The sequence below is a fragment of the Thalassotalea psychrophila genome (assembly GCF_031583595.1).
GTDB lineage: Bacteria > Pseudomonadota > Gammaproteobacteria > Enterobacterales > Alteromonadaceae > Thalassotalea_A > Thalassotalea_A psychrophila.
This window is the reverse complement of the sequence record NZ_CP134145.1, coordinates 4,456,475-4,475,554: the sequence shown is the minus strand read 5'-3', so window position 1 is coordinate 4,475,554 and position 19,080 is coordinate 4,456,475. Positions and strand designations below refer to the sequence as shown.

Annotated in this window: 20 protein-coding genes; 16 read left to right on the top strand and 4 right to left on the bottom strand. The window is 38.1% G+C overall.

The features are described 5' to 3' along the window. The first annotated feature begins 199 nt into the window (after positions 1-199). The gene (locus RGQ13_RS18655) at positions 200-1,240 is read left to right on the top strand and encodes a zinc-binding dehydrogenase (RefSeq protein ID WP_348391236.1); all 1,041 of its coding nucleotides are present in this window, start codon (positions 200-202) and stop codon (positions 1,238-1,240) included. A 101-nt stretch (positions 1,241-1,341) separates the two neighbouring features. On the opposite strand, the gene metJ is transcribed toward RGQ13_RS18655, so the two are convergent. Further along, complete coding sequence (gene metJ, locus RGQ13_RS18650) at positions 1,342-1,668, bottom strand: met regulon transcriptional regulator MetJ (protein ID WP_348391235.1); 327 nt, start codon at positions 1,666-1,668, stop codon at positions 1,342-1,344. 240 nt (positions 1,669-1,908) lie between these two features. Here metJ and metB point away from each other — a divergent pair, with 240 nt between their 5' ends. The 3 genes from metB to metF are packed head-to-tail and all read left to right on the top strand — an operon-like array spanning position 1,909 to position 6,406. Further along, the gene (gene metB / locus RGQ13_RS18645) at positions 1,909-3,075 is read left to right on the top strand and encodes a cystathionine gamma-synthase (protein ID WP_348391234.1); all 1,167 of its coding nucleotides are present in this window, start codon (positions 1,909-1,911) and stop codon (positions 3,073-3,075) included. Beyond that, positions 3,075-5,525 carry a bifunctional aspartate kinase/homoserine dehydrogenase II gene (gene metL, locus RGQ13_RS18640; protein WP_348391233.1) on the top strand — a complete coding sequence of 817 codons (2,451 nt, stop codon included), beginning with the start codon at positions 3,075-3,077 and terminating at the stop codon, positions 5,523-5,525. Before metB ends, metL begins: the two co-directional genes overlap by 1 nt. After that, positions 5,525-6,406 (top strand): methylenetetrahydrofolate reductase, encoded by an 882-nt coding sequence (metF, locus tag RGQ13_RS18635; RefSeq protein ID WP_348391232.1) that lies wholly within the window; start codon positions 5,525-5,527, stop codon positions 6,404-6,406. The genes metL and metF overlap by 1 nt, the downstream gene beginning before the upstream one ends. A 199-nt stretch (positions 6,407-6,605) precedes the next feature. Here metF and RGQ13_RS18630 read toward each other — a convergent pair whose 3' ends face one another. Continuing rightward, a complete protein-coding gene (locus RGQ13_RS18630) occupies positions 6,606-8,825 on the bottom strand; it encodes a DUF5011 domain-containing protein (protein WP_348391231.1) in 2,220 nt (739 codons plus the stop codon). Positions 8,826-9,086: 261 nt separating this feature from the next. Here RGQ13_RS18630 and RGQ13_RS18625 point away from each other — a divergent pair, with 261 nt between their 5' ends. The 3 genes from RGQ13_RS18625 (at position 9,087) to RGQ13_RS18615 (ending at position 11,540) form a co-directional block, all read left to right on the top strand. Next, positions 9,087-10,388: a DEAD/DEAH box helicase gene (locus RGQ13_RS18625; RefSeq protein ID WP_348391230.1), complete on the top strand. Its 1,302-nt coding sequence runs from the start codon at positions 9,087-9,089 to the stop codon at positions 10,386-10,388. A 102-nt stretch (positions 10,389-10,490) separates the two neighbouring features. Then, positions 10,491-10,823 carry a PBPRA1643 family SWIM/SEC-C metal-binding motif protein gene (locus RGQ13_RS18620; protein WP_348391229.1) on the top strand — a complete coding sequence of 111 codons (333 nt, stop codon included), beginning with the start codon at positions 10,491-10,493 and terminating at the stop codon, positions 10,821-10,823. A gap of 174 nt (positions 10,824-10,997) precedes the next feature. Further along, entirely contained in the window at positions 10,998-11,540 is a 543-nt protein-coding gene (locus RGQ13_RS18615) for a TrmH family RNA methyltransferase (protein WP_348391228.1), read from the top strand. A gap of 29 nt (positions 11,541-11,569) precedes the next feature. Here the strand turns inward: RGQ13_RS18615 and RGQ13_RS18610 are convergent, their stop codons facing one another. After that, complete coding sequence (locus RGQ13_RS18610) at positions 11,570-11,959, bottom strand: YkgJ family cysteine cluster protein (protein ID WP_348391227.1); 390 nt, start codon at positions 11,957-11,959, stop codon at positions 11,570-11,572. A gap of 195 nt (positions 11,960-12,154) precedes the next feature. On the opposite strand from RGQ13_RS18610, the gene RGQ13_RS18605 reads away from it, so the two are divergent. The 6 genes from RGQ13_RS18605 to RGQ13_RS18580 all read left to right on the top strand — a co-directional run bounded on the left by RGQ13_RS18605 (position 12,155) and on the right by RGQ13_RS18580 (position 14,810). Next, complete coding sequence (locus RGQ13_RS18605) at positions 12,155-12,487, top strand: hypothetical protein (RefSeq protein WP_348391226.1); 333 nt, start codon at positions 12,155-12,157, stop codon at positions 12,485-12,487. A gap of 109 nt (positions 12,488-12,596) precedes the next feature. After that, positions 12,597-13,046 carry an SMI1/KNR4 family protein gene (locus RGQ13_RS18600; protein ID WP_348391225.1) on the top strand — a complete coding sequence of 150 codons (450 nt, stop codon included), beginning with the start codon at positions 12,597-12,599 and terminating at the stop codon, positions 13,044-13,046. Positions 13,047-13,094: 48 nt separating this feature from the next. Next, positions 13,095-13,418 carry a hypothetical protein gene (locus RGQ13_RS18595; protein WP_348391224.1) on the top strand — a complete coding sequence of 108 codons (324 nt, stop codon included), beginning with the start codon at positions 13,095-13,097 and terminating at the stop codon, positions 13,416-13,418. Positions 13,419-13,477: 59 nt separating this feature from the next. Next, positions 13,478-13,759: a hypothetical protein gene (locus tag RGQ13_RS18590; protein WP_348391223.1), complete on the top strand. Its 282-nt coding sequence runs from the start codon at positions 13,478-13,480 to the stop codon at positions 13,757-13,759. 110 nt (positions 13,760-13,869) lie between these two features. Then, a complete protein-coding gene (locus tag RGQ13_RS18585; RefSeq protein WP_348391222.1) occupies positions 13,870-14,166 on the top strand; it encodes a YkgJ family cysteine cluster protein in 297 nt (98 codons plus the stop codon). 164 nt (positions 14,167-14,330) lie between these two features. Then, on the top strand, positions 14,331-14,810 hold the full coding sequence (locus RGQ13_RS18580; RefSeq protein ID WP_348391221.1) for an AAA family ATPase: 480 nt from the start codon (positions 14,331-14,333) through the stop codon (positions 14,808-14,810). A 56-nt stretch (positions 14,811-14,866) separates the two neighbouring features. Here the strand turns inward: RGQ13_RS18580 and argE are convergent, their stop codons facing one another. After that, on the bottom strand, positions 14,867-16,012 hold the full coding sequence (gene argE, locus RGQ13_RS18575) for an acetylornithine deacetylase (protein ID WP_348391220.1): 1,146 nt from the start codon (positions 16,010-16,012) through the stop codon (positions 14,867-14,869). 239 nt (positions 16,013-16,251) lie between these two features. Between argE and argC the strand changes: the two genes are divergently transcribed. Genes argC through RGQ13_RS18560 form a run of 3 tightly spaced genes read left to right on the top strand, consistent with a single transcriptional unit; the run spans position 16,252 to position 19,024 of the window. Then, positions 16,252-17,286: an N-acetyl-gamma-glutamyl-phosphate reductase gene (gene argC / locus RGQ13_RS18570; RefSeq protein WP_348391219.1), complete on the top strand. Its 1,035-nt coding sequence runs from the start codon at positions 16,252-16,254 to the stop codon at positions 17,284-17,286. Continuing rightward, positions 17,287-18,066 carry an acetylglutamate kinase gene (gene argB / locus RGQ13_RS18565; RefSeq protein ID WP_348391218.1) on the top strand — a complete coding sequence of 260 codons (780 nt, stop codon included), beginning with the start codon at positions 17,287-17,289 and terminating at the stop codon, positions 18,064-18,066. It abuts the gene before it with no gap. 46 nt (positions 18,067-18,112) lie between these two features. Then, a complete protein-coding gene (locus RGQ13_RS18560) occupies positions 18,113-19,024 on the top strand; it encodes an ornithine carbamoyltransferase (RefSeq protein WP_348391217.1) in 912 nt (303 codons plus the stop codon). Positions 19,025-19,080: the final 56 nt, after the last annotated feature.

Below are 19,080 nucleotides of genomic sequence, written 5' to 3'. Positions count from 1 at the left end.
CGAATGAATTCGGACCAACCTGGTTGGCGTGAATTTATTCGCGCGTTATGGCGATAGCCAGTTACTGAACTTTAAAAATTACAGAATTTAAGCCATCCATGGCAATTCTAAGTTAATTCATCCTTGAATTAAAAAGCTATCAATTATCAACGGTCAATATTATTCTAATATTGACCGTTTTTTACTTTAGAGACAAACATTGAGCACATACCCAACCACCAATAAAGGCTTTGCCTTAAATTTTATTGACAATTTAGACGCACCATTAAGTGATCGTATAACCCTTATTGAAAAGCCTTTGCCAAAACTAAAGCGCGGAGAAGTATTAGTAAAAATGTCTGCTGCGCCTATTAATCCATCCGATTTAGTTTACTTAATGGGAAAATATGGCTTACCTCCAGTAGATGGAGCTTATGCCGGGTTTGAAGGTTGCGGTGAGATCATTGCAGCTAATGCCGGTTTATATGGTAAGTGGCTAAATGGCAAACGCGTAGCTGTTTCGGCAACGCCGGGTAAAGATGGCGTTTGGGCACAATATGCAATCACCAAGGCAAGTTACTGTTTACCTGTACGCAAAGAAATAAGTGACGATCAGGCTTCAACAATTATCGTTAATCCTTGTACTTCGGTGTGCTTAATAGAGCGAGCTAAAGAGCTAGGCGCAAAAGCTGTAGTCATTAATGCAGCAGCAAGCCAAGTAGGCAAAGGGGTGATTCGCTATGCCAAAATGCAAGGCATAAAAACTATTGCTATTGTGCGTTCAAAGTCCAATGTTGCAGTATTAGAGCAGTTAGGTGCGGATAGAGTAATTTTAACTGATACTGAATCGTTTCGAGATGAGTTAAAGCTGGCGAGTAAAGAGTTAAAGGCAACTGTGCTATTAGATGCTGTAGCCGATGTTGATACACCAAAAACAATGAGCTGTATGCCTATTGGCTCTACAGGTATTGTTTATGGTCGATTAACTGAAACTCAAGATCCCATTGGTGGCCAATTTGCTGTTGCTGATGTGATATTTAAAAATCAAAAAATTGAAGGCTTTTGGTTAGCAACTTACATTGGTAATGCTAAACCATGGCAAGTACTTGGCTTAAGCAAAAAAGTACAAAAACTATTTGCCGAAGGTATTTTTCAAACGGATATTTATGGTCAGTTTGATTTTGATGGTTTTGCCACCGCACTTGAACATTATGCCGTACATAAGAGCGATGGAAAGGTGATTTTAACGCCAAATGCATAACAATATATTTAAATAAAAACAGCACCATAATAGGTGCTGTTTTTTTGTGTATACCCTCTAGGACCATAGATATGGCAAAGGAAGGTGAGAAACGAATTTATTTATTCTTGTTCTTCATACTCAGAAAAGTCGGTAACGCCTTGCTCTTCTAAAATTTTACGTACACTTTCCGGTAAAACTTGTTCATTACCTTTAGCTAAATCAGCATCGTCTGGTAATGGTTGGCCAGTAAACGCATGTAAAAATGCCTCGCAAAGTAATTCACTATTAGTTGCATGACGTAAGTTTTGCACCTGTCTGCGTGTTCTTTCGTCGGTAAGAACTTTTAAAACTCGCAACGGTATAGATACAGTGATCTTTTTAACTTGCTCACTTTTTTTACCGTGTTGTGCATAAGGATTGATGTATTCCCCATTCCATTCAGCCATCGATATTCCCCATTTAAATAAGTTTTCTAGTTCTTTGTTTTTATGTACCCGTACATTGAATGATTACGAGTATAACTAATAACTAAATTGTACTGGTTATATAAATCTAGTCAACATCTAAAAGCAAAGATGTTTAGATGGCTAAAACTTCTTGACCTCGAAGACGAATACGTTTAGATTTATAGACGTCTAAACATCTAGTTTTAAATTTAAACCAAAATAACTGACAAAGAGCTCATTATGAAACACGATAAATTGAATACAATAGCTGTACAAGCAGGCATAAATAGTGATGAACATCATGGCGCTGTAGTACCTGCTATGCATTTATCGAGTACTTATAGCTTAAAAGGCTTTAATGAAAAGCGTCAGTATGATTACTCACGTAGTGGTAATCCAACGCGAACTACCTTAGCAGAGGTTATTGCTGACTTAGAAGGTGGCAGTACAGGTGTAATTACTAGTACAGGTATGTCAGCTATTCATTTGGTTTGCCAGTTACTTACTAGCGAAGATACCCTACTTATCCCACATGATTGTTATGGTGGTAGCTACCGTTTATTCACTCACTTGGCTGCTCGCGGCGTATTCAAATTACAGGTTGTTGATCAAACTAATGAGCAGCAACTTAGTGATGCACTAGCGCAAAAGCCTAAATTAGTTTTATTAGAAACCCCTAGTAACCCATTATTACGCCTTGTTGATATCGCTAAAATTTGTCAGCAAGCTAAACAAGTTGGTGCTTTAGTTGCCGTAGACAATACTTTTTTATCGCCATTATTACAGCGACCATTAGATTTAGGCGCAGATATTGTTATTCATTCAACCACCAAATTTATTAATGGTCACTCCGATGTTGTTGGTGGCGCGATAGTTACTAAAGATGCTGAACTTGGTGAAACGTTAACTTGGTGGGCGAACTGTATTGGTATTACCGGTTCCCCATTTGATAGCTATTTAACCTTACGCGGTATTAAAACCTTACCTATTCGCTTAAAACAACATGATGAAAATACCAAGCAACTAGTGCATTTTTTACAAAGCCACCCGGCTATAAGCACTATCCATTATCCAGGTTTAGTTGATCATCCAGGGCACGAAATAGCCAAAGCACAACAAGCCGGATTTGGTAGCATGTTTTCATTTGAACTTAATGGTGGTGTAGAGCAGGTTAAAACTTTATTTGCCAATGTTAAGTTATTTACTTTGGCACAATCTTTAGGTGGTGTTGAAAGCCTAATTTCTCATCCATCTACTATGACCCATGCGGGCATGGATTTAGCAGCACAAAAAACTGCAGGTATCAGCCAAACACTTATTCGTGTTTCGGTTGGCCTTGAAGATATTAGCGATATTATTGAAGATTTAAGCCATGCACTAACAGCATCGCAAGCGGTGGGTAACTAATGCAACAGCAAGTACAAAATATTGAATTTAATTCTTCATTAAACCCTTTAAAACAGATTGAAGTAACAACTAATGTGCATAAATTTGGCGGCAGTAGTTTAGCAAATGCACAATGTATTATGCGCGTGGTTGAAATCATCAAAGACAATGCTACTTTGAATGATTTTATTGTTGTTTCGGCAAATGGTAAAACAACAGACCAACTATTCGCATTGTTTGAAAGTACTGATAATAAAGAACAATTTACTGTTCAATTGGCGCGGTTAAAAAATACTCAAACAGCATTGATTCATGAATTGCTCGATAGCTCTCAAGCCTCAAAATTGCTTCAACAGATAGATGAAGATGTTGCCTTTATAGATAGTCAATTTACAAATTCGTTTAAAAACAGTCGAAATGACGTTCTAGCTTTTGGTGAGCTTTGGTCCGCTAGATTATTAGCTACGGTATTAAATCAAAATGTTTGTAAAGCCAACGCCATTGATGCTAGAAAAGTTTTGATTCTCGATTCTACCAACAATTTTCAGTTGAATGAACAGCTAAGTAAGCAAAATATTGTCCTTGAAAAATCAGCCAATCAGTTAAATATCTTAACTGGTTTTATTGCTAGCGATGAGCAGGGCAACTCACATACGCTTGGTCGTAATGGTAGTGATTATTCAGCTACCATAGCCGCGCATTTATTAAATGCTAAAAATGTTACCTTGTGGACTGACGTGAATGGTGTGTACAGTGCCGATCCTCGTATTGTTAATACGGCACGTAAATTATTTCGTTTAGAAAACTCAGTTGCCAAAGAGTTGGGGCGCCTAGGAAACCCGATATTACATGCCAATACTCTTAACCCGTTAACTACACATAATATTCATTTGAATGTGGCGAGTAGCTTTGCACCGCAAGACAGTGGTACAGAAATTGGCGCATTTGGTGAAATTGCCAAAAGTGAAATCTCTGTTACTCATAATAATGAACTTATCAAAATTGATTCTAATGAATTTACTGCAAAAATTTTAGAGCAAATTAATACTCGGTTTCAACCAATTTACCAATGCCAAAATAAAACCTGCATTGTTATTTCACAGCAGTTTGCCGATTTAGCATTGCAATATTTGCAAGAACAAAACATAAATCTTACAACTAAAAATGTGTCATTGATCGCCGTTGTTGGTTATCAAATTGCCAATCGAGGTGAAATTAAGGCTCGCTTTAAACGCGCTCTTAAGCATACCGATATTGCCCAATTTGTTGGATCTAGTAATGGCCATAGCTTATTGGCATTTTTTGAACATGAAAGCTCTGTTGAGTTAATCAATAAAGTACATTCACAAGTAACCAAAGACTCTCGAAATATTGGTTTAGTGATAGCGGGCCTTGGTAATATTGGTAAGCGCTTTCTTGAAATGTTACCACAACAGCTTAGTCGTGTTCCTGCACTTGAAAACGTACATTTAGTTGGGCTTGCTTCATCTAAACAGGCCTTGATTAATACCGATGGTATTGAAGTTAGCAAAGCCTTAGAATTGTTTCAACAAGACAGTTTAGCTTATGATAACCAACTATTATTAGATTGGTTGTCACAGCATCCATATGATGAACTGGTGCTCGTAGATATTACTCCAAGTGAACAGTTCAGTAATTTATACCAAGCATTTTTTGAGCAAGGTATCCATGTGATTAGTGCTAACAAATGTGCAGGTGCCAGTAGTACTGCGACCTATAAAAAATTATTAAGCACACAGTATAATACTGGCAGCCAATGGTTAGTAAACACCACCGTTGGTGCAGGTTTACCAGTGAACTATGCGATAAATGATTTACTTAATAGCGGCGACACAATAAATGAAGTTGCAGGTATTTTTTCAGGTACATTATCTTGGCTGTTCTCAAATTTTGATGGTAGCTTAGCGTTTTCTCAGTTACTACTAAATGCACTCGAGCAAGGCTTTACAGAGCCTGATCCGCGAGATGACCTATCGGGCTTAGATGTACAGCGTAAGTTGCTTATTTTAGCGCGCCTTGCCGGTTTTGAATTAGAGCTTGAAGATATAGATTGCCAAAATTTAGTACCCAATTCTTTAATAGGTTTATCTGTAGATGAGTTTTTAGGGCAGGTGAATTTACTTGATCAATACTTTGCTAATAAGCTGCAAGAAGCGCAGCAACAAAATGGCTGTTTACGCTACGTTGCTCGTTTTAGTAAAACCGAATCTGGCTACAATGCCAGAGTAGGATTAGAAATTTTAGCGAATGATCATGCTTTTGCTAACTTAACACCATGTGACAATATATTTTTATTAACAACCAACTGGTATCAAGATAATCCTTTGATTATTCAAGGTCCTGGCGCTGGTCGTGACGTAACTGCCGGCGGATTACACTCAGATTTAGTTAACCTATGTCGTGAACTTGCTGTAAAAACAAAAGAAGTAGAAATTAAGGGGATTAACTAATGAATGCCAGAGCTAGACAATTAGATTTACTAAACAGAACAGTAAGAGACATAGGTAGCGACTTAAACGTTTCGTTTGAATTTTTTCCACCAAATACACCTGAAATGGAAAAAACATTGTGGGGTTCTATTGAGCGTTTAGCGCCATTAAAACCAAGTTTTGTGTCAGTAACTTATGGTGCTGGTAGTGGTACTCGTGACCGAACACATGGCGTGATCAAACGCATTCAAAATGATACCGGATTAATTGCTGCGCCGCATTTAACTTGTATTGATGCTGGCCGTGAAGAGTTAATCGATATTGCTAAAGATTACTGGGAAAGTGGTGTTCGTCATATTGTTGCGCTACGTGGTGATTTACCAGATAACAGCAAAAAACCAGATATGTATGCAAACGATTTAGTTGAATTGCTAAAAGGGGTTGCCGACTTTGATATTTCAGTTGCTGCTTACCCTGAGACTCACCCTGAAGCGCCAAATGCCCAATTCGATTTGGTAAACTTAAAACGTAAAGTTGATGCTGGCGCTAATCGTGCTATTAGCCAGTTTTTCTTTGATATGGACTCTTACCTACGTTTTCGCGATCGTTGTGTTGCGGTTGGTATTGATGTTGAAATCGTTCCTGGTATCTTGCCGGTATCAAATTTCGGAATGCTTAAACGCTTTGCTGATATGACTAACGTTCATGTACCTGACTGGATGGGGAAAATGTATGAAGGTCTTGATGATGATCCGACTACCCGCAATATGGTTGGTGCCAACATTGCCATGGAGCAAGTTAAAATTTTAAGAAGTGAAGGCGTTAACGACTTCCATTTCTATACATTGAATCGCTCTGAGCTAACCTATGCAATTTGCCATACGTTAGGTGTTAGACCATAGTTTTGAGAAACTAGAAACTAGAAACGAAAATTGAAAAACGTCATTTTGGAAAACCTAATGAGGTTTTTTTTGGCAAAATCAAAGCACCAACTTGAGAAAACTCAAAACTAGAATAGAACAGCGTCATTCCATCATGTTTTTGGATGGAATCTCCTCCAGTTTAAAGGTACCCCTCTTCATTGAAGAGGGGCTTTATTTTCTAGAAAATGTTGTAGAACACAGCTCTGAAGGTTGCAGGTGCTAAAGTGTATGTGACTAGTTTGTCGATGTTACCGTCGCCATCAGTATCTTCTCTGCGAGACAACATATTTCCGGCACTGTTGTGAGTGTAATAATAAGCATAGGTTAAACTTCCGTCATTACCCCAGTCATACTCTTGTGACAACATATACCCATCACTGTCATAGATGTGGGTAAAGATGTCATTTATAGTGCCGTCGCTATTATCATCTCCCTGATAGGTTAGCCTGTTGCCAAAACTGTCAAAGGTATAGTAATAACTGTCTTTGTTTACCCCAACTTCGTCATAGCTGGAAAAAACTTGGTTACCTAAGTCGTCGTAACTATAGATGGAAATCCAGTCTATATTGCCGTCGTTGTCATCATCGCGCTGTTCAATTAATCTATTGTTGTTAATATCGTAGCTAGTTGTTTCTGTTTGTTCAAAGTTACCATCGCCATCCCAGTCATAGTTCGCTGATATTCTATTATCTCGCTCATCATAGCTGTATTGGCTTAGTCCTGTGCGTACACTTTTGTCACTATTATAGCTAATGCTGCTGAGCCTATTACCTCGCTCATCATAAGTATATTCAGAGTTCTGTTCTGCTAGCCCATCGTTATCTACATCGTAGCTATTCGTTAACCTGTTACCGTTCGCATCAAAAGTTGAACTGCCAGATTCATTAATGGTGCCGTCACCGTTATTATCGTAGCTATAACTGATTTCATTGCCATAGTTATCAAACTCATCGTAAGATATTCCGTCAAAATTACCATCCGCACCTTGATCTCTTTCATACTTTATTTGGTTACCATTAAGATCGTAATGGCGATAGCTGATTTGATTGGCTATTCCGTCACCATCCTCATCATAAGTGTAACTAAGTTCGCGCCCATTCTCGTTAAATGTAACTAATCTAATGTAGCTCGGATTGCCATCATTATTATCATCTTCAACATAGGAGGTAACATTACCAAGGCTGTCATAGGTAAAAACTTCGGTGGCATCGATGCTGCCATCTTCACCGTTATCAGTACTGCTTTTTACCATAACTTCAAACTGGTGAGCAATGCCATTAAGTCGGTAGTAATTATCTAGGGCAATGCCATAATCAACAATATTACCACTATCAATAAATCCTTGGGCAGCAGCAGGTTGTAAAACATGCTTTAACGTTTTATCTCCATCGCCATATCGTCTTCCTTTTCCGGCTAAATAAAACATATGTTGTTTAAGGTTTATTGTTTTGCCATTAAACAGAGTCACCACGCCAGCTGGAATATTAATACCATTATCTGGATTGGAGTCATCATCAATACTTTCCAGCAAGCTAAGGGTATTATTGAAACGAAAAAATGCTTCTTTATCACTGTGGTAATCAGGTAATTTATCGAGGTTATGCAACTGTCCATAAGTGGTGTACAACACTGCATCTGAGATTATATCGGTAAGGGATAACTCTTTTTGAACACCAACAGTATCTCCAATAGGGGTATCGCCTAAGGCAAAGCTAATGCTTTCATTTGTTAGGTATTTATATTGCCCCTCAGCGTTGGTAAGCCCAGATTGTGTTTCTGTTTGATAAGGCAAACCTGAAATAATGCTACCAACTAACTGACCAGTTATTGCGGTGACTTCGACGGTTCTTGTCACCGTAACTGCAGTATTACCAGCACTATCGGTTACATTATAGCTGAGGGTGTAACTGCCTACCTTTGTCAGATCTACCTCCCCGGTTACCGTTACAACAAGCTCGCTGTCTATATTATCACTGGTATTGCTACCAGGATCAGTAAAGCTGCTATTTTGCTCCACCATGATAGTTTGTTCGCCAATTAAGGTAAGTAATGGCACAGTTTGATCAGTAACATTCACGATACGTTCAACAGTGGCACTATTACCCGCTTTGTCAGTTACGCTGTAATTCAAGCTGTAACTGCCTAGCGCGTTGGTATCAACACTACCGCTAACGCTTGCGCTTAAACCAGTGTCGACATTGTCGCTTATGCTGCTGCCCGGGTCAGTAAAAGTCACGCCATGGGCCACCGTCATCGGATTATCTCCAACTAGGCTGATAGTGGGGGCTTGGGTATCTTTACTGCCACTACTGCTACCGCCACAGGCGGTTAATGTCAGTAGTAATAATGATAACGCAGTACGAATAGCGGTGGAGTGCTGTGCAGGTTTAAAGATCATCCCAAATACCTCAAAATTATTATTATTTTTATGATTAACTTTTGTTAATTTTTTGTTTCGATCGAATTCATTATATCGACTGAGATGAAAGAAGAAAAGCTACACGTCATCCTCTTGAGTAATTAAATTTTGCAACATTATCTGATCAGTTCTTGCCAAGCGAAGATCTAAAAAGCGAAAGTTTGTTCAATTTCGCTAACTTGCAGAGCATAAATACGCTAAAATAATGGGTTATAATCTTAGCTTTGAGCCTTTATATTAATGACTACTGTCACAACGCCAGCAAACTTTACTGAACTTGGCCTTATTTCACCTTTGTTAGCTCGATTAGCTGAGTTGGGATATCAGCAGCCAACGCCCATTCAAGCACAAGCTATTCCAAGTGTATTAGCAGGCCGTGATTTAATTGCAGGGGCAAATACTGGCTCGGGTAAAACAGCTACCTTTGCGCTACCTATTTTGCAGCAGATCTTTGTACAACAGCAGGCTGAAAAACCACTGAGTAGCAAAAGCAGTAAAGGTAACTATGTTGCCGGATTGATTTTGGTGCCTACCCGTGAACTAGCTAAGCAAGTTGCTGACAGCATTAAATCTTATGCGGTGCATTTTAACGGCGTGATTAAAACGGTTGCTGTTTTTGGTGGTGTCTCAGCGAATACTCAGATGCTCGCATTACGAGGCGGCACTGATATTTTGGTTGCTACGCCTGGTCGATTACTCGATTTAATTTCAAGTAATGCCATTAAGCTAGATAGGGTTAAAACCTTAGTGCTTGATGAAGCCGATCGGATGTTAAGTTTAGGTTTTACTGCCGAGTTATCTGAGCTATTAGCATTAACGCCGTCGAGCAAACAAACCTTATTATTTTCCGCGACCTTTCCTGAGCAAGTACAGGCGTTAACTCAAGAATTGCTCAACAACCCAGTTGAAATACAAGTGCAGAGTAGCGACGCCAGTACCCTGGTGCAGCGCGTTTTCACCGTTAACAAAGGCGAAAAAACAGCTGTATTAGCGCATTTGATCATACAACAGCAATGGCGACAAGCACTTATTTTCGTCAATGCCAAAAACAGCTGTAATCACTTAGCTGAAAAACTCTCTAAACGTGGTATTGCTGCCGAAGTGTTTCATGGCGATAAGGGCCAAGGCGCACGTAGTCGTGTACTTGACTCTTTTAAAGCGGGTGAGATTGAAGTGTTAATTGCAACTGACATTGCTGCTCGCGGCCTAGACATCGAAAAGCTGCCGGTGGTGATCAATTTTGACTTACCAAGAAGTCCATCAGACTACATGCACCGTATTGGTCGAAGTGGCCGTGCCGGTGAAGTGGGTTTAGCGTTATCGCTTATCGATCATGAAGATTATCACCATTTTAAAGTCATCGAAAAGAAGAACAAGATTCGTCTTGAACGTGAGCAAGTAGAGGGTTTTGAAGCCGATGAAGTTAACCTTTCAAGCGTAGATAAACCGATGGCAAAACCTGAAGGTAGCGGTAAGAAAAAACGCAAAAATAAAGCGCCAGTGAATGCAGATATTTGGGCGGGATATTCTGATTCTGAGTAAAAGGCAAAATAAAAGGCAGACAATTAATTCAACAGTCGACTATTTGCCACTTTACGTTATACTGCCGCGCTTAAACCAAGTATTTAATTAGCGGAGAACATCATGCACGATCTGTATTATAAAGGGCGTATCCACACCAGAGTTAATCACATAAAAACTGGGTATAATACGAAGCGTACGGTTAAGCTTGGCACAGAGAAAAAACCATTAACGCTAGTGGTTTGTAACGATGAAAGAAAGTTAGAAGTAGAGACACAAGTTGCCGCTAATGGACTTTATGCTGATATTACCGTTGATAGCAGCATTGATGAAGATATCACTGAACTTAACGCCATACTAAACAAGCCAACTACAACAACGTTCGATAAAACCCCGAATCGTAATGATCCTTGTTCATGTGGCAGCGGGAATAAGTATAAAAAGTGTTGCGGCTAATAATACCAAGTCCATTTGTCCGTATCTCCATGCATTATTGTCAATAGATCCAGTTATTTCATCATATCGACTAACGGTGGCGACAAAATTGCACAATTCTCAGCAGATCTGCAACGTGCTATAAGCGCAGTAAAAAGATGCGTAAAAATCAAGAAATCAATAGTAGGGCGTAACATGGATTCAAAAATTCAACTTAGCAAAGAAGACATTAGAAAAACCAAACCAGCACGAGATGAATACTTAAATAAGCCAAAAACCCCCCTGATACTAGTATTAGACCATGTAACTAATAGCTACAATATTGGTGCTTTTATTCGCTTGGCTGATGCTTTTGCTATTGAAAAAATTATTATCTGTGGCGAGCTAACTATTTCAGATAAGAAATTTCAAAAAGCTTGTAGAAATGAAGCTAAATGGGTTTGTATTGAATATAGTGATAGTACCACGGCAAGCTTACAAACCTTATTGGAAAAGGGATATGCTGTTTATAGTGTTGAACTGTGCCATCAATCCGTTGATTATAGCGAAGTTACATATCCATCCCCGTGTGTATTGGTATTAGGAAATGAACGTAAAGGCGTGAGTGAATCTGCATTGCAATTAAGTCATCAACAAATACACATTCCTATGTATGGCATGGGTAACTCCCTAAATGTTTCAACCGCTGGCGCGATTGTTTTAGCACATTGTGCTAATCAAATTAGAAAACAACCATAACCCATAGCTGAACTTGCCAATGAAGAGTTTTAAGAGCGGCTATCTTTCATCAATATATCTAGTTTTATTTGAGCTTGTTTCTGATTTTCTAAGTCTGTTACTTCAATCATCTCACATTCATCTCGAATCATTTCAGTAATTAGGCTAGGGTAATGACGGCAGTCTTCAGGCCGATCTAAGTAAATACTGCATGTATATAAATTTGGGGCGAGAGAGTCTATTTTGGGAGCAATTTCAAGGAATGGGCACCTTTTGAGTTTTGAACCTGATTTAGGGTCGTACCATATATCGTTGTTCTTAACGAATTTGAAGATTTCAGGGTTAAATATTTCCCAAAGATAAATTTCTTCTTTTGTCGCAGAAAGATCACCGCCTCCGTATTTTATACAGCATTTACCGCATTGATTACAATCTTTCATAGTTCACTAATTAGTAAGGTACAGAGTCGCATTGTATCATTGATATTATATTTAGAGCATGGTCTGTTATAGTTGCCATCTAAAAAGTAATTCAAGTAGCACTTTTAACGGTTAACTTGGTTTCACTTCGCGTCACATTTTAGCCGGTTATATAGCAACGTCGTTTATAAAAACGTTATACACATAGAGAGTCTAGTGGAAAATTCAAATACTGAAGCTGAAATAAGTTTCCGATTTCTTAGTTTAGATAAATTTCAAGCTTATACATTACAGCGAGAAATTTTAGGTTCTACGTATAAAGAACAGTTAAAAAATAACTGCTTTGTTGGCTATGTACCTTTAACAAAGCAAAACTTAGACGATATAAATGATTATTACGTACGACAAAGGATTGAGATTGACGAATGTGATATTTTTGTTTCAGTAAATTCTGCTTCAGATACAACTATCATCTCTATACCAGTAATTGTAAATCGCATGCTTAAATACATTGATTGTAAGTTAACTTTTTCTTTCTCTGTTGTGTAGTATGCTTTATAACAAGCTAACTAATAAGGACATAAAACAGTTTACTGTTTTCATTCCTCGACAATTTTTTGCTCATTAATAAGGCATAGCTTTCTTGGAGAATTCATAAATGAATAGCATTGATCTGTTTGTCAAAAATTGGGGCAGTAAAAGCTCCATGCTTCCAATAAATAGTCATGATATTGCAGAGCTCGAATCAAAATTAAATGTTTTTTTACCTGACTCGTATAAATATTTAATATCTACATATGGTTTGGTGCACACTCCAAATGTGTTAACTAAAATTTGTGATTTAGATTCCGACATTTCTGAAGTACAAGACTTTTTAAGCCTTGAAGATGTATTTTCATTATCAAAGTTATATGAAATGAGTGGTATGCCAAAGGGACATGCTTTGTTTGCCTCTGACTGTAAGGGAAACATGTTTTGTTTCAAACATACCGATTGTGCAAGTAAGAAAGTAGATGCACCAGTATGGTTTTTTGACCATGATCTTTGTACCGTTAAAAAGGTATCTAATTCTTTCATCGAATGGCTGGAAGAGTTCAATGAACTTTAAGCCAGCCCAGCTATATAATTTAATATCTCTAATCGGTAAGAGTTAACAATGAAAAATACACTAAAAAATTTATCAGAGGTTGTCGCTAAGGCGAATGATTTGTTCTATAGCAAATTTGATAATGTTGATACATTAATGGGAATAATGGATAAAACCTTGCGTAATCAAGGTATGAAAGCTGATGCAATCACAATAGATTGTATTGCTTTAGATAAAAAGATAGTTATCCTTATTCATGATGATAAGCCTGATGTTGTAAGCATAGCGCTGGGTAATAAGGAAGGTGATATTTTTTCATCTTCAGAGTACGTGCTAGCCGAAATATCAGAAGCTGTTATTGTGGAAATAATGGAAGAGAACTTCACTTCATGAATGAATAGAGTGTTTTGGTGTTATATTTCTCTCAGATTTGGCGATAATAAGGATTTATTATGAATGTGGATAAAGCTAAAAAATTAATAGCTAAACAGGTTAAGAAAGGTTTTAAAGGTTATCCTCAAATATCTTTGGAGTACTTTGGGGAAAGTGCTGACTGTGCGACAGAAGTGGCTATACAGTTTACTTTAGAAGAAGGTTCTGACGTACAGGAAGAGCGATTTTCCAGTGAATCAGATGTTAGAGAAAATGAAGTTATTCAATCTGCTTTGATTAAAATTATCCAGCGAGCTAACGCTAACTCGGTAATTGAAGTTGCAGGAGTGTCGAATCTATAAGTTTTTAACTGGACGTTATGGTTATTATGTTCAGGTGTCAACGCGGCCCAAATGAATTATATTTATGGCTACTTAGGGTACTTTCACCATTAATATAACTGATGATATGCATGAAAATTAATATTAAAAATATATCTAAAACCGAAGTGACCTGTTCAAATTGCCAGGCTTGCTGCTGTCGTTTGGAAGTTATGATTATTACCGACACAGGTGTTCCCAGCGAGCATATAGCTACTGATGAATGGGGAAGTGAAACGATGCTCCGTTTGGAAGATGGTTGGTGCTCAGCTTTAGACCGAGAGACTTTCATGTGTTCAATATATGAAAATCGTCCCTGGATTTGTCGAGAATTTGAAATGGGTTCATATGAATGTATCAATGAGAGATCTGCTCAAGGGGTAGATTAATACTAATTAACTTGGGTTATAAAGTTAGTTCTATATTATAGAAAAGGTAGTAAATTCTAGCCATTACAAGTCGTTCAAACGGACACATAACAGTTGGCTGTTTTCACTCCATTCAATATTTAGACGCTTATTGCGGCATTGTGTATTTCATTAGGAGTCAAAATTTGAGTAAAGTTTTAATATTTGGAAATTCAGGCTCTGGAAAGTCGACATTGGCTAAAAAGATTAGTGCTAAAAATAATGTAGCTCATTTAGATCTTGATACAATTGCGTGGCAACCAACATCACCGCCTCTGAGAACACCTATTTCTGCAGCGGAAATTCAAATAAACAACTTTATCGATATCAATGAAAATTGGGTTGTTGAAGGCTGTTATTCAGATTTACTAAAATTGGTAATGTATAAAGCGGATGAAGTTATTTTCTTAAATTTATCCGTAGACGACTGTATTATAAATGCTAAAAATCGTTCTTGGGAACCACATAAATATGAATCTCAAGAAGCTCAAGATTCAAATTTAGAAATGCTTATTAATTGGATTTCACAATACCCAGAGAGAGAAGACCATTTTTCTCAGCAAGCACACGTTAAATTATTTAATACATTTAGTGGCAAAAAAGAAATGCATACCATCAATATGTAAAAACACTTTAAAGCATTCAAACCGACAAATAATTATGTCACGGTTTGTGTATTTACTTAAAAACAATACTGCTGAATAAACTCTAACAGTATCTTTTCAGTTGGTTTAATTTGGTCAAAAGCCAAATATTCATTAACCTGATGCGCTTGGTCAATTGAACCTGGGCCCAATACAATTGTTTGGCAGCCTAATTGTTGAATAAATGGAGCTTCGGTGGCGTAATTAACTGCTTGGCAGCAATGGCCAGAGAATTTTTCAGCAAGTTTTACAAACTCACTATTTTCATCTTCAGCAAATGCTGGTGAGCTAGCGTGCAGTTCTTCCATAGAAACTCGGCCTGGATAATTCTCGGCAACTGCTTTTAATGCTTCCGACAACCAATGAACAAGTTCGTCATCTTTTATACCTGGTAGGGCGCGTAAATCAATGTCTAAATAACAGTCACCACAAATTCGGTTGGCACTATCACCACCTTTAATGGCTCCAAAATTTAACGTTGGTTCAGTTACAGTAAATGCTTCATTAACGTATTTTTCTTTGAGGTCATTTTTTAAGACCATCAATTTTTCAATAACAAAATACATCACTTCAATGGCATTAACGCCTTTTTGCGGCATACTTGAGTGGCCTGATTTACCTTTTACCGAAATACGATGAGACATATGTCCCTTATGCATGATCACCGGTTGTAAATTTGTTGGCTCACCAATTATTGCCACATCTGGTTTTGCTAATTGTTGCTCAATGAAAAAACGGGCGCCGGCCATAGTGGTTTCTTCATCGGCGGTTGCTAACACGTATAAAGGTTTGCGCATATCTTTAACTGGCAAGTTTTTACAAGCTTGCAGGATGAAGGCAAAAAATCCTTTCATGTCACAAGTACCTAACCCATAAAACTTGTCAGCTTTATCGGTTATGGTAAACGGGTCACTATCCCAGCCTTTTTCATCAAAAGGCACGGTATCACTATGTCCAGATAACAATAAACCGCCTTCACCCTCGCCAAGTTTGGCAAGTAAGTTATACTTTCCTCTACTGTCGGGAACTTGTTGGATATTTATGTTGAAGCCTAAATCAGCAAACCAACTTGCTAGAAGTTCAATTACTGCTTGATTGCTTTGATCCCAAGTGGTCGAGGTAGCGCTAATAGATGGGCATGCAATCAATTGTGTTAAGGCTTGTTGGAAATTTGGTAAAGGCATAGTTATCCCGCATTAATAGTTAAAATACTTATGCTAAAAAGTTGCATAAATAATCAATTCTTGTTACTTTCACACTATCAGTGTAATCAAGCAGAAGTTTTCTGGCTAGTAAATAATTATTTAAGCTGTAACTTTAAGTAATTACTAGGTTTTGAATTGTTATATAACGATGAATGTGGTCGCTAGATAAACAAATGTTGATTATAATTTAATGAATAGAATTGCAAAAAGGTAAAGTTGTGAAAGTAGCAGTTGTAGGTGCTAGTGGTTATGCCGGTGCTGAATTAGTTGAAATATTAACTCAACATAACAAAATTAGTGATTTTCAGGTGTTAGTATCTGAAGGTAGTGCATCAAGTGGTTTACTATTTTCTGATCTGTACCCGCGAATGCAATCTGTGTGCGATAAACCTTTGCAACCGTTCTCTAAGAATTGGCTTGAACAGAATTTAGACTTAGATGCTGTATTCTTTGCAACCCCACATGAGTATTCTCAAGAGTGGGCATTTGAGTTTGTAAAAGCTGGCATTAAAGTGTTCGATCTTTCCGGTGCGTTTCGTTTAACCGAGGGCAGCGATTATCCGAAATATTATGGTTTTGAGCACAAGCATCAAGATTTATTAAATGAAGCGATTTATGGTTTAGCTGAATTTAATGCTGAAGTGATTAAAAACGCAAATCTTGTTGCAGTCCCTGGTTGTTACCCAACAGCCAGCTTATTAGCGTTAAAACCAATTACTGAAAACAATTTGCAGCTAGACAATGGTCTAATTGTTGTTAATGGTATTAGTGGCGTTAGTGGTGCGGGCAGAAAAGCTTCACTTGCTACTAGTTTTAATGAACTAAGTTTAAAAGCCTACAACATTTTGCAACATCGTCATCAGCCTGAAATTAGCCAAGAATGTGGTCAGCAAGTGATCTTTAACCCCCATATTGCCCCTTATAAGCGTGGGCTGTTATCTACCGTTACGTTAAACCTAAAACCTGAAGTAACTACAAAACAGGTAGAGCAAGCGTTTAAAAATGCCTACAGTAATACGCCGTTAGTAAGAATAAGTAACGATTGGCCAAAAATTGATGATGTCAGCAGTACACCGTTTGCCAATGTAAAGTGGCAATTTGATCAAGAAAAACATGTATTGGTAGCAAGCTGTGCTATTGATAACTTATTAAAAGGCGCGGCTTCACAAGCGATTCAATGTTTTAACCTAACCCTAGGTTTAGATTCACATTATGGCCTACTGCCTAATTCTATGACCAAGGGAGAAGCTTAAATGAGCACGCCTTTAGTTATCAAAATTGGTGGCGCGATTATGGAATCGCCACAAGCACTTATTAAATTATTTAAAGTAGTAAAAACGCTACAAGACAATAAGCAATCCATTATTGTTGTGCACGGTGGTGGTTGTGTTGCTGATGAACTTTTAGCGAAAGCCGGTTACATCAGTAAAAAAGTAAATGGTTTACGGGTAAGTGAGCCAGAGCATATGGCAATTATCACCGGCGCATTAGCTGGCACGGTAAATAAAGCTTTAGTTGCCAGTGCTAATACGGTTGGTTTATCTGCGGTAGGTTTGGCTTTACATGATGGTCAAATGATCAAATGTACACCAGCCGAAGAGTTTTTAGGTTGTGTGGGTGTTCCTAGCGCAAATGATGACACGTTTATTAACGCTTTAGTTAATGGTAATAGCATCGCTATTATTTCATCTATTGGCAGTTTAGATAACGGCCAATTGGTTAACGTTAATGCCGATGATGCTGCAGTGGCAATTAGCCAATTAGTGAATGGAAACTTAATCTTACTAACCGATGTTGCAGGTGTTAAAGGCGCTTCAGGGGAGTATTTAGACAGCCTTAACTATAATGATGCCAAGCAGCTTATTAAACAAGGTGTTATCGATGGTGGCATGATCGCCAAAGTAAACGCCGCTTTTACCGCCGCTACACAATTACGACGAAGTATCGCGGTTGCCAGTTGGAAGACGCCTGAGCAGTTAATTACGCTGCAGCAAGGGAACGTTTTTGGCACCCGCATTGAACCAAACTGTTAGTTCTATAACTGAACACATTTAAAACAAATTTCGTAACAGGATACTTATGTCACTACAACATTTTTTAGCAGACCAACTGCAAGATAAGCAACAACTTTTAGCATTAATCGAGCAAGCGATTGATATTAAAAACAACCCAGGTAAATATTCACAAGCATTAGCCGGTAAGTCGGTAGTGATGCTGTTTGAGAAGCCGTCACTGCGTACTCACATCAGTTTTGATATTGGTATTCAAAAACTTGGTGGTCACAGTCTTTATATTGGTCAACAAAACGGCCAATTAGGTGAGCGTGAACGCGTTAAAGATGTAGCGAAAAACCTTGCCTGTTGGGCTGATGCCATTGTCGCACGAGTATTTAAACAGCAAGTGTTAGATGAAATGGCTGAATATGCCGGAATTCCTGTAATCAATGCCTTGAGTGATTTATACCATCCTTGCCAAGCATTAGCAGACTATATGGCTCTTACTGAAAACTTTGGCAGTGTTGAAGGTTTAAACATTGCATACATAGGTGACGGTAATAATGTATCAAACTCGTTAATGCTAATGGGCAGTATTTTAGGCGCTAATGTTACAGTAATAACCCCACAAGGTTATGAACCTGATAGCGCATTAGTGGCCGAGGCTCAAAAACTTGCCGAGCAAAGTGGTGCAACATTAACCGTGTCGACAGACATTGATGATGCCAAAAATCAGCAAGTTATTTATACCGATACTTGGATTTCTATGGGTGACGGTACTAAAGTTGATGCCATATTAGAGAAATTTATGCCGTATCAAATTAACGAGCAGTTAATGGCGAAAGCTGGTGCTAGTGCAGTTATGCATTGCCAACCGGCACATTTAGAGCAAGAAATTACCACAAGCGTATTTGATTCTGAGCAATCAATTGCTTTTCAACAAGCTGAAAACCGTATGTGGGCACAAAATTCAGTTTTAGTAAGTTTATTCAAATAACCCAATTGATACAGAACTTATTAACAGTAACCAAATTTAAAAATTAAAGAATTGAG

Coding starts and splice junctions, on each gene's coding strand:
- metJ (WP_348391235.1), bottom strand. CDS start 1,668: ATGGCTGAATGGAATGGGGAATACATCAATCCTTATGCACAACACGGT.
- metB (WP_348391234.1), top strand. CDS start 1,909: ATGAAACACGATAAATTGAATACAATAGCTGTACAAGCAGGCATAAAT.
- metL (WP_348391233.1), top strand. CDS start 3,075: ATGCAACAGCAAGTACAAAATATTGAATTTAATTCTTCATTAAACCCT.
- metF (WP_348391232.1), top strand. CDS start 5,525: ATGAATGCCAGAGCTAGACAATTAGATTTACTAAACAGAACAGTAAGA.
- RGQ13_RS18630 (WP_348391231.1), bottom strand. CDS start 8,825: ATGATCTTTAAACCTGCACAGCACTCCACCGCTATTCGTACTGCGTTA.
- RGQ13_RS18625 (WP_348391230.1), top strand. CDS start 9,087: ATGACTACTGTCACAACGCCAGCAAACTTTACTGAACTTGGCCTTATT.
- RGQ13_RS18620 (WP_348391229.1), top strand. CDS start 10,491: ATGCACGATCTGTATTATAAAGGGCGTATCCACACCAGAGTTAATCAC.
- RGQ13_RS18615 (WP_348391228.1), top strand. CDS start 10,998: ATGGATTCAAAAATTCAACTTAGCAAAGAAGACATTAGAAAAACCAAA.
- RGQ13_RS18610 (WP_348391227.1), bottom strand. CDS start 11,959: ATGAAAGATTGTAATCAATGCGGTAAATGCTGTATAAAATACGGAGGC.
- RGQ13_RS18600 (WP_348391225.1), top strand. CDS start 12,597: ATGAATAGCATTGATCTGTTTGTCAAAAATTGGGGCAGTAAAAGCTCC.
- RGQ13_RS18595 (WP_348391224.1), top strand. CDS start 13,095: ATGAAAAATACACTAAAAAATTTATCAGAGGTTGTCGCTAAGGCGAAT.
- RGQ13_RS18590 (WP_348391223.1), top strand. CDS start 13,478: ATGAATGTGGATAAAGCTAAAAAATTAATAGCTAAACAGGTTAAGAAA.
- RGQ13_RS18585 (WP_348391222.1), top strand. CDS start 13,870: ATGAAAATTAATATTAAAAATATATCTAAAACCGAAGTGACCTGTTCA.
- argE (WP_348391220.1), bottom strand. CDS start 16,012: ATGCCTTTACCAAATTTCCAACAAGCCTTAACACAATTGATTGCATGC.
- argB (WP_348391218.1), top strand. CDS start 17,287: ATGAGCACGCCTTTAGTTATCAAAATTGGTGGCGCGATTATGGAATCG.
- RGQ13_RS18560 (WP_348391217.1), top strand. CDS start 18,113: ATGTCACTACAACATTTTTTAGCAGACCAACTGCAAGATAAGCAACAA.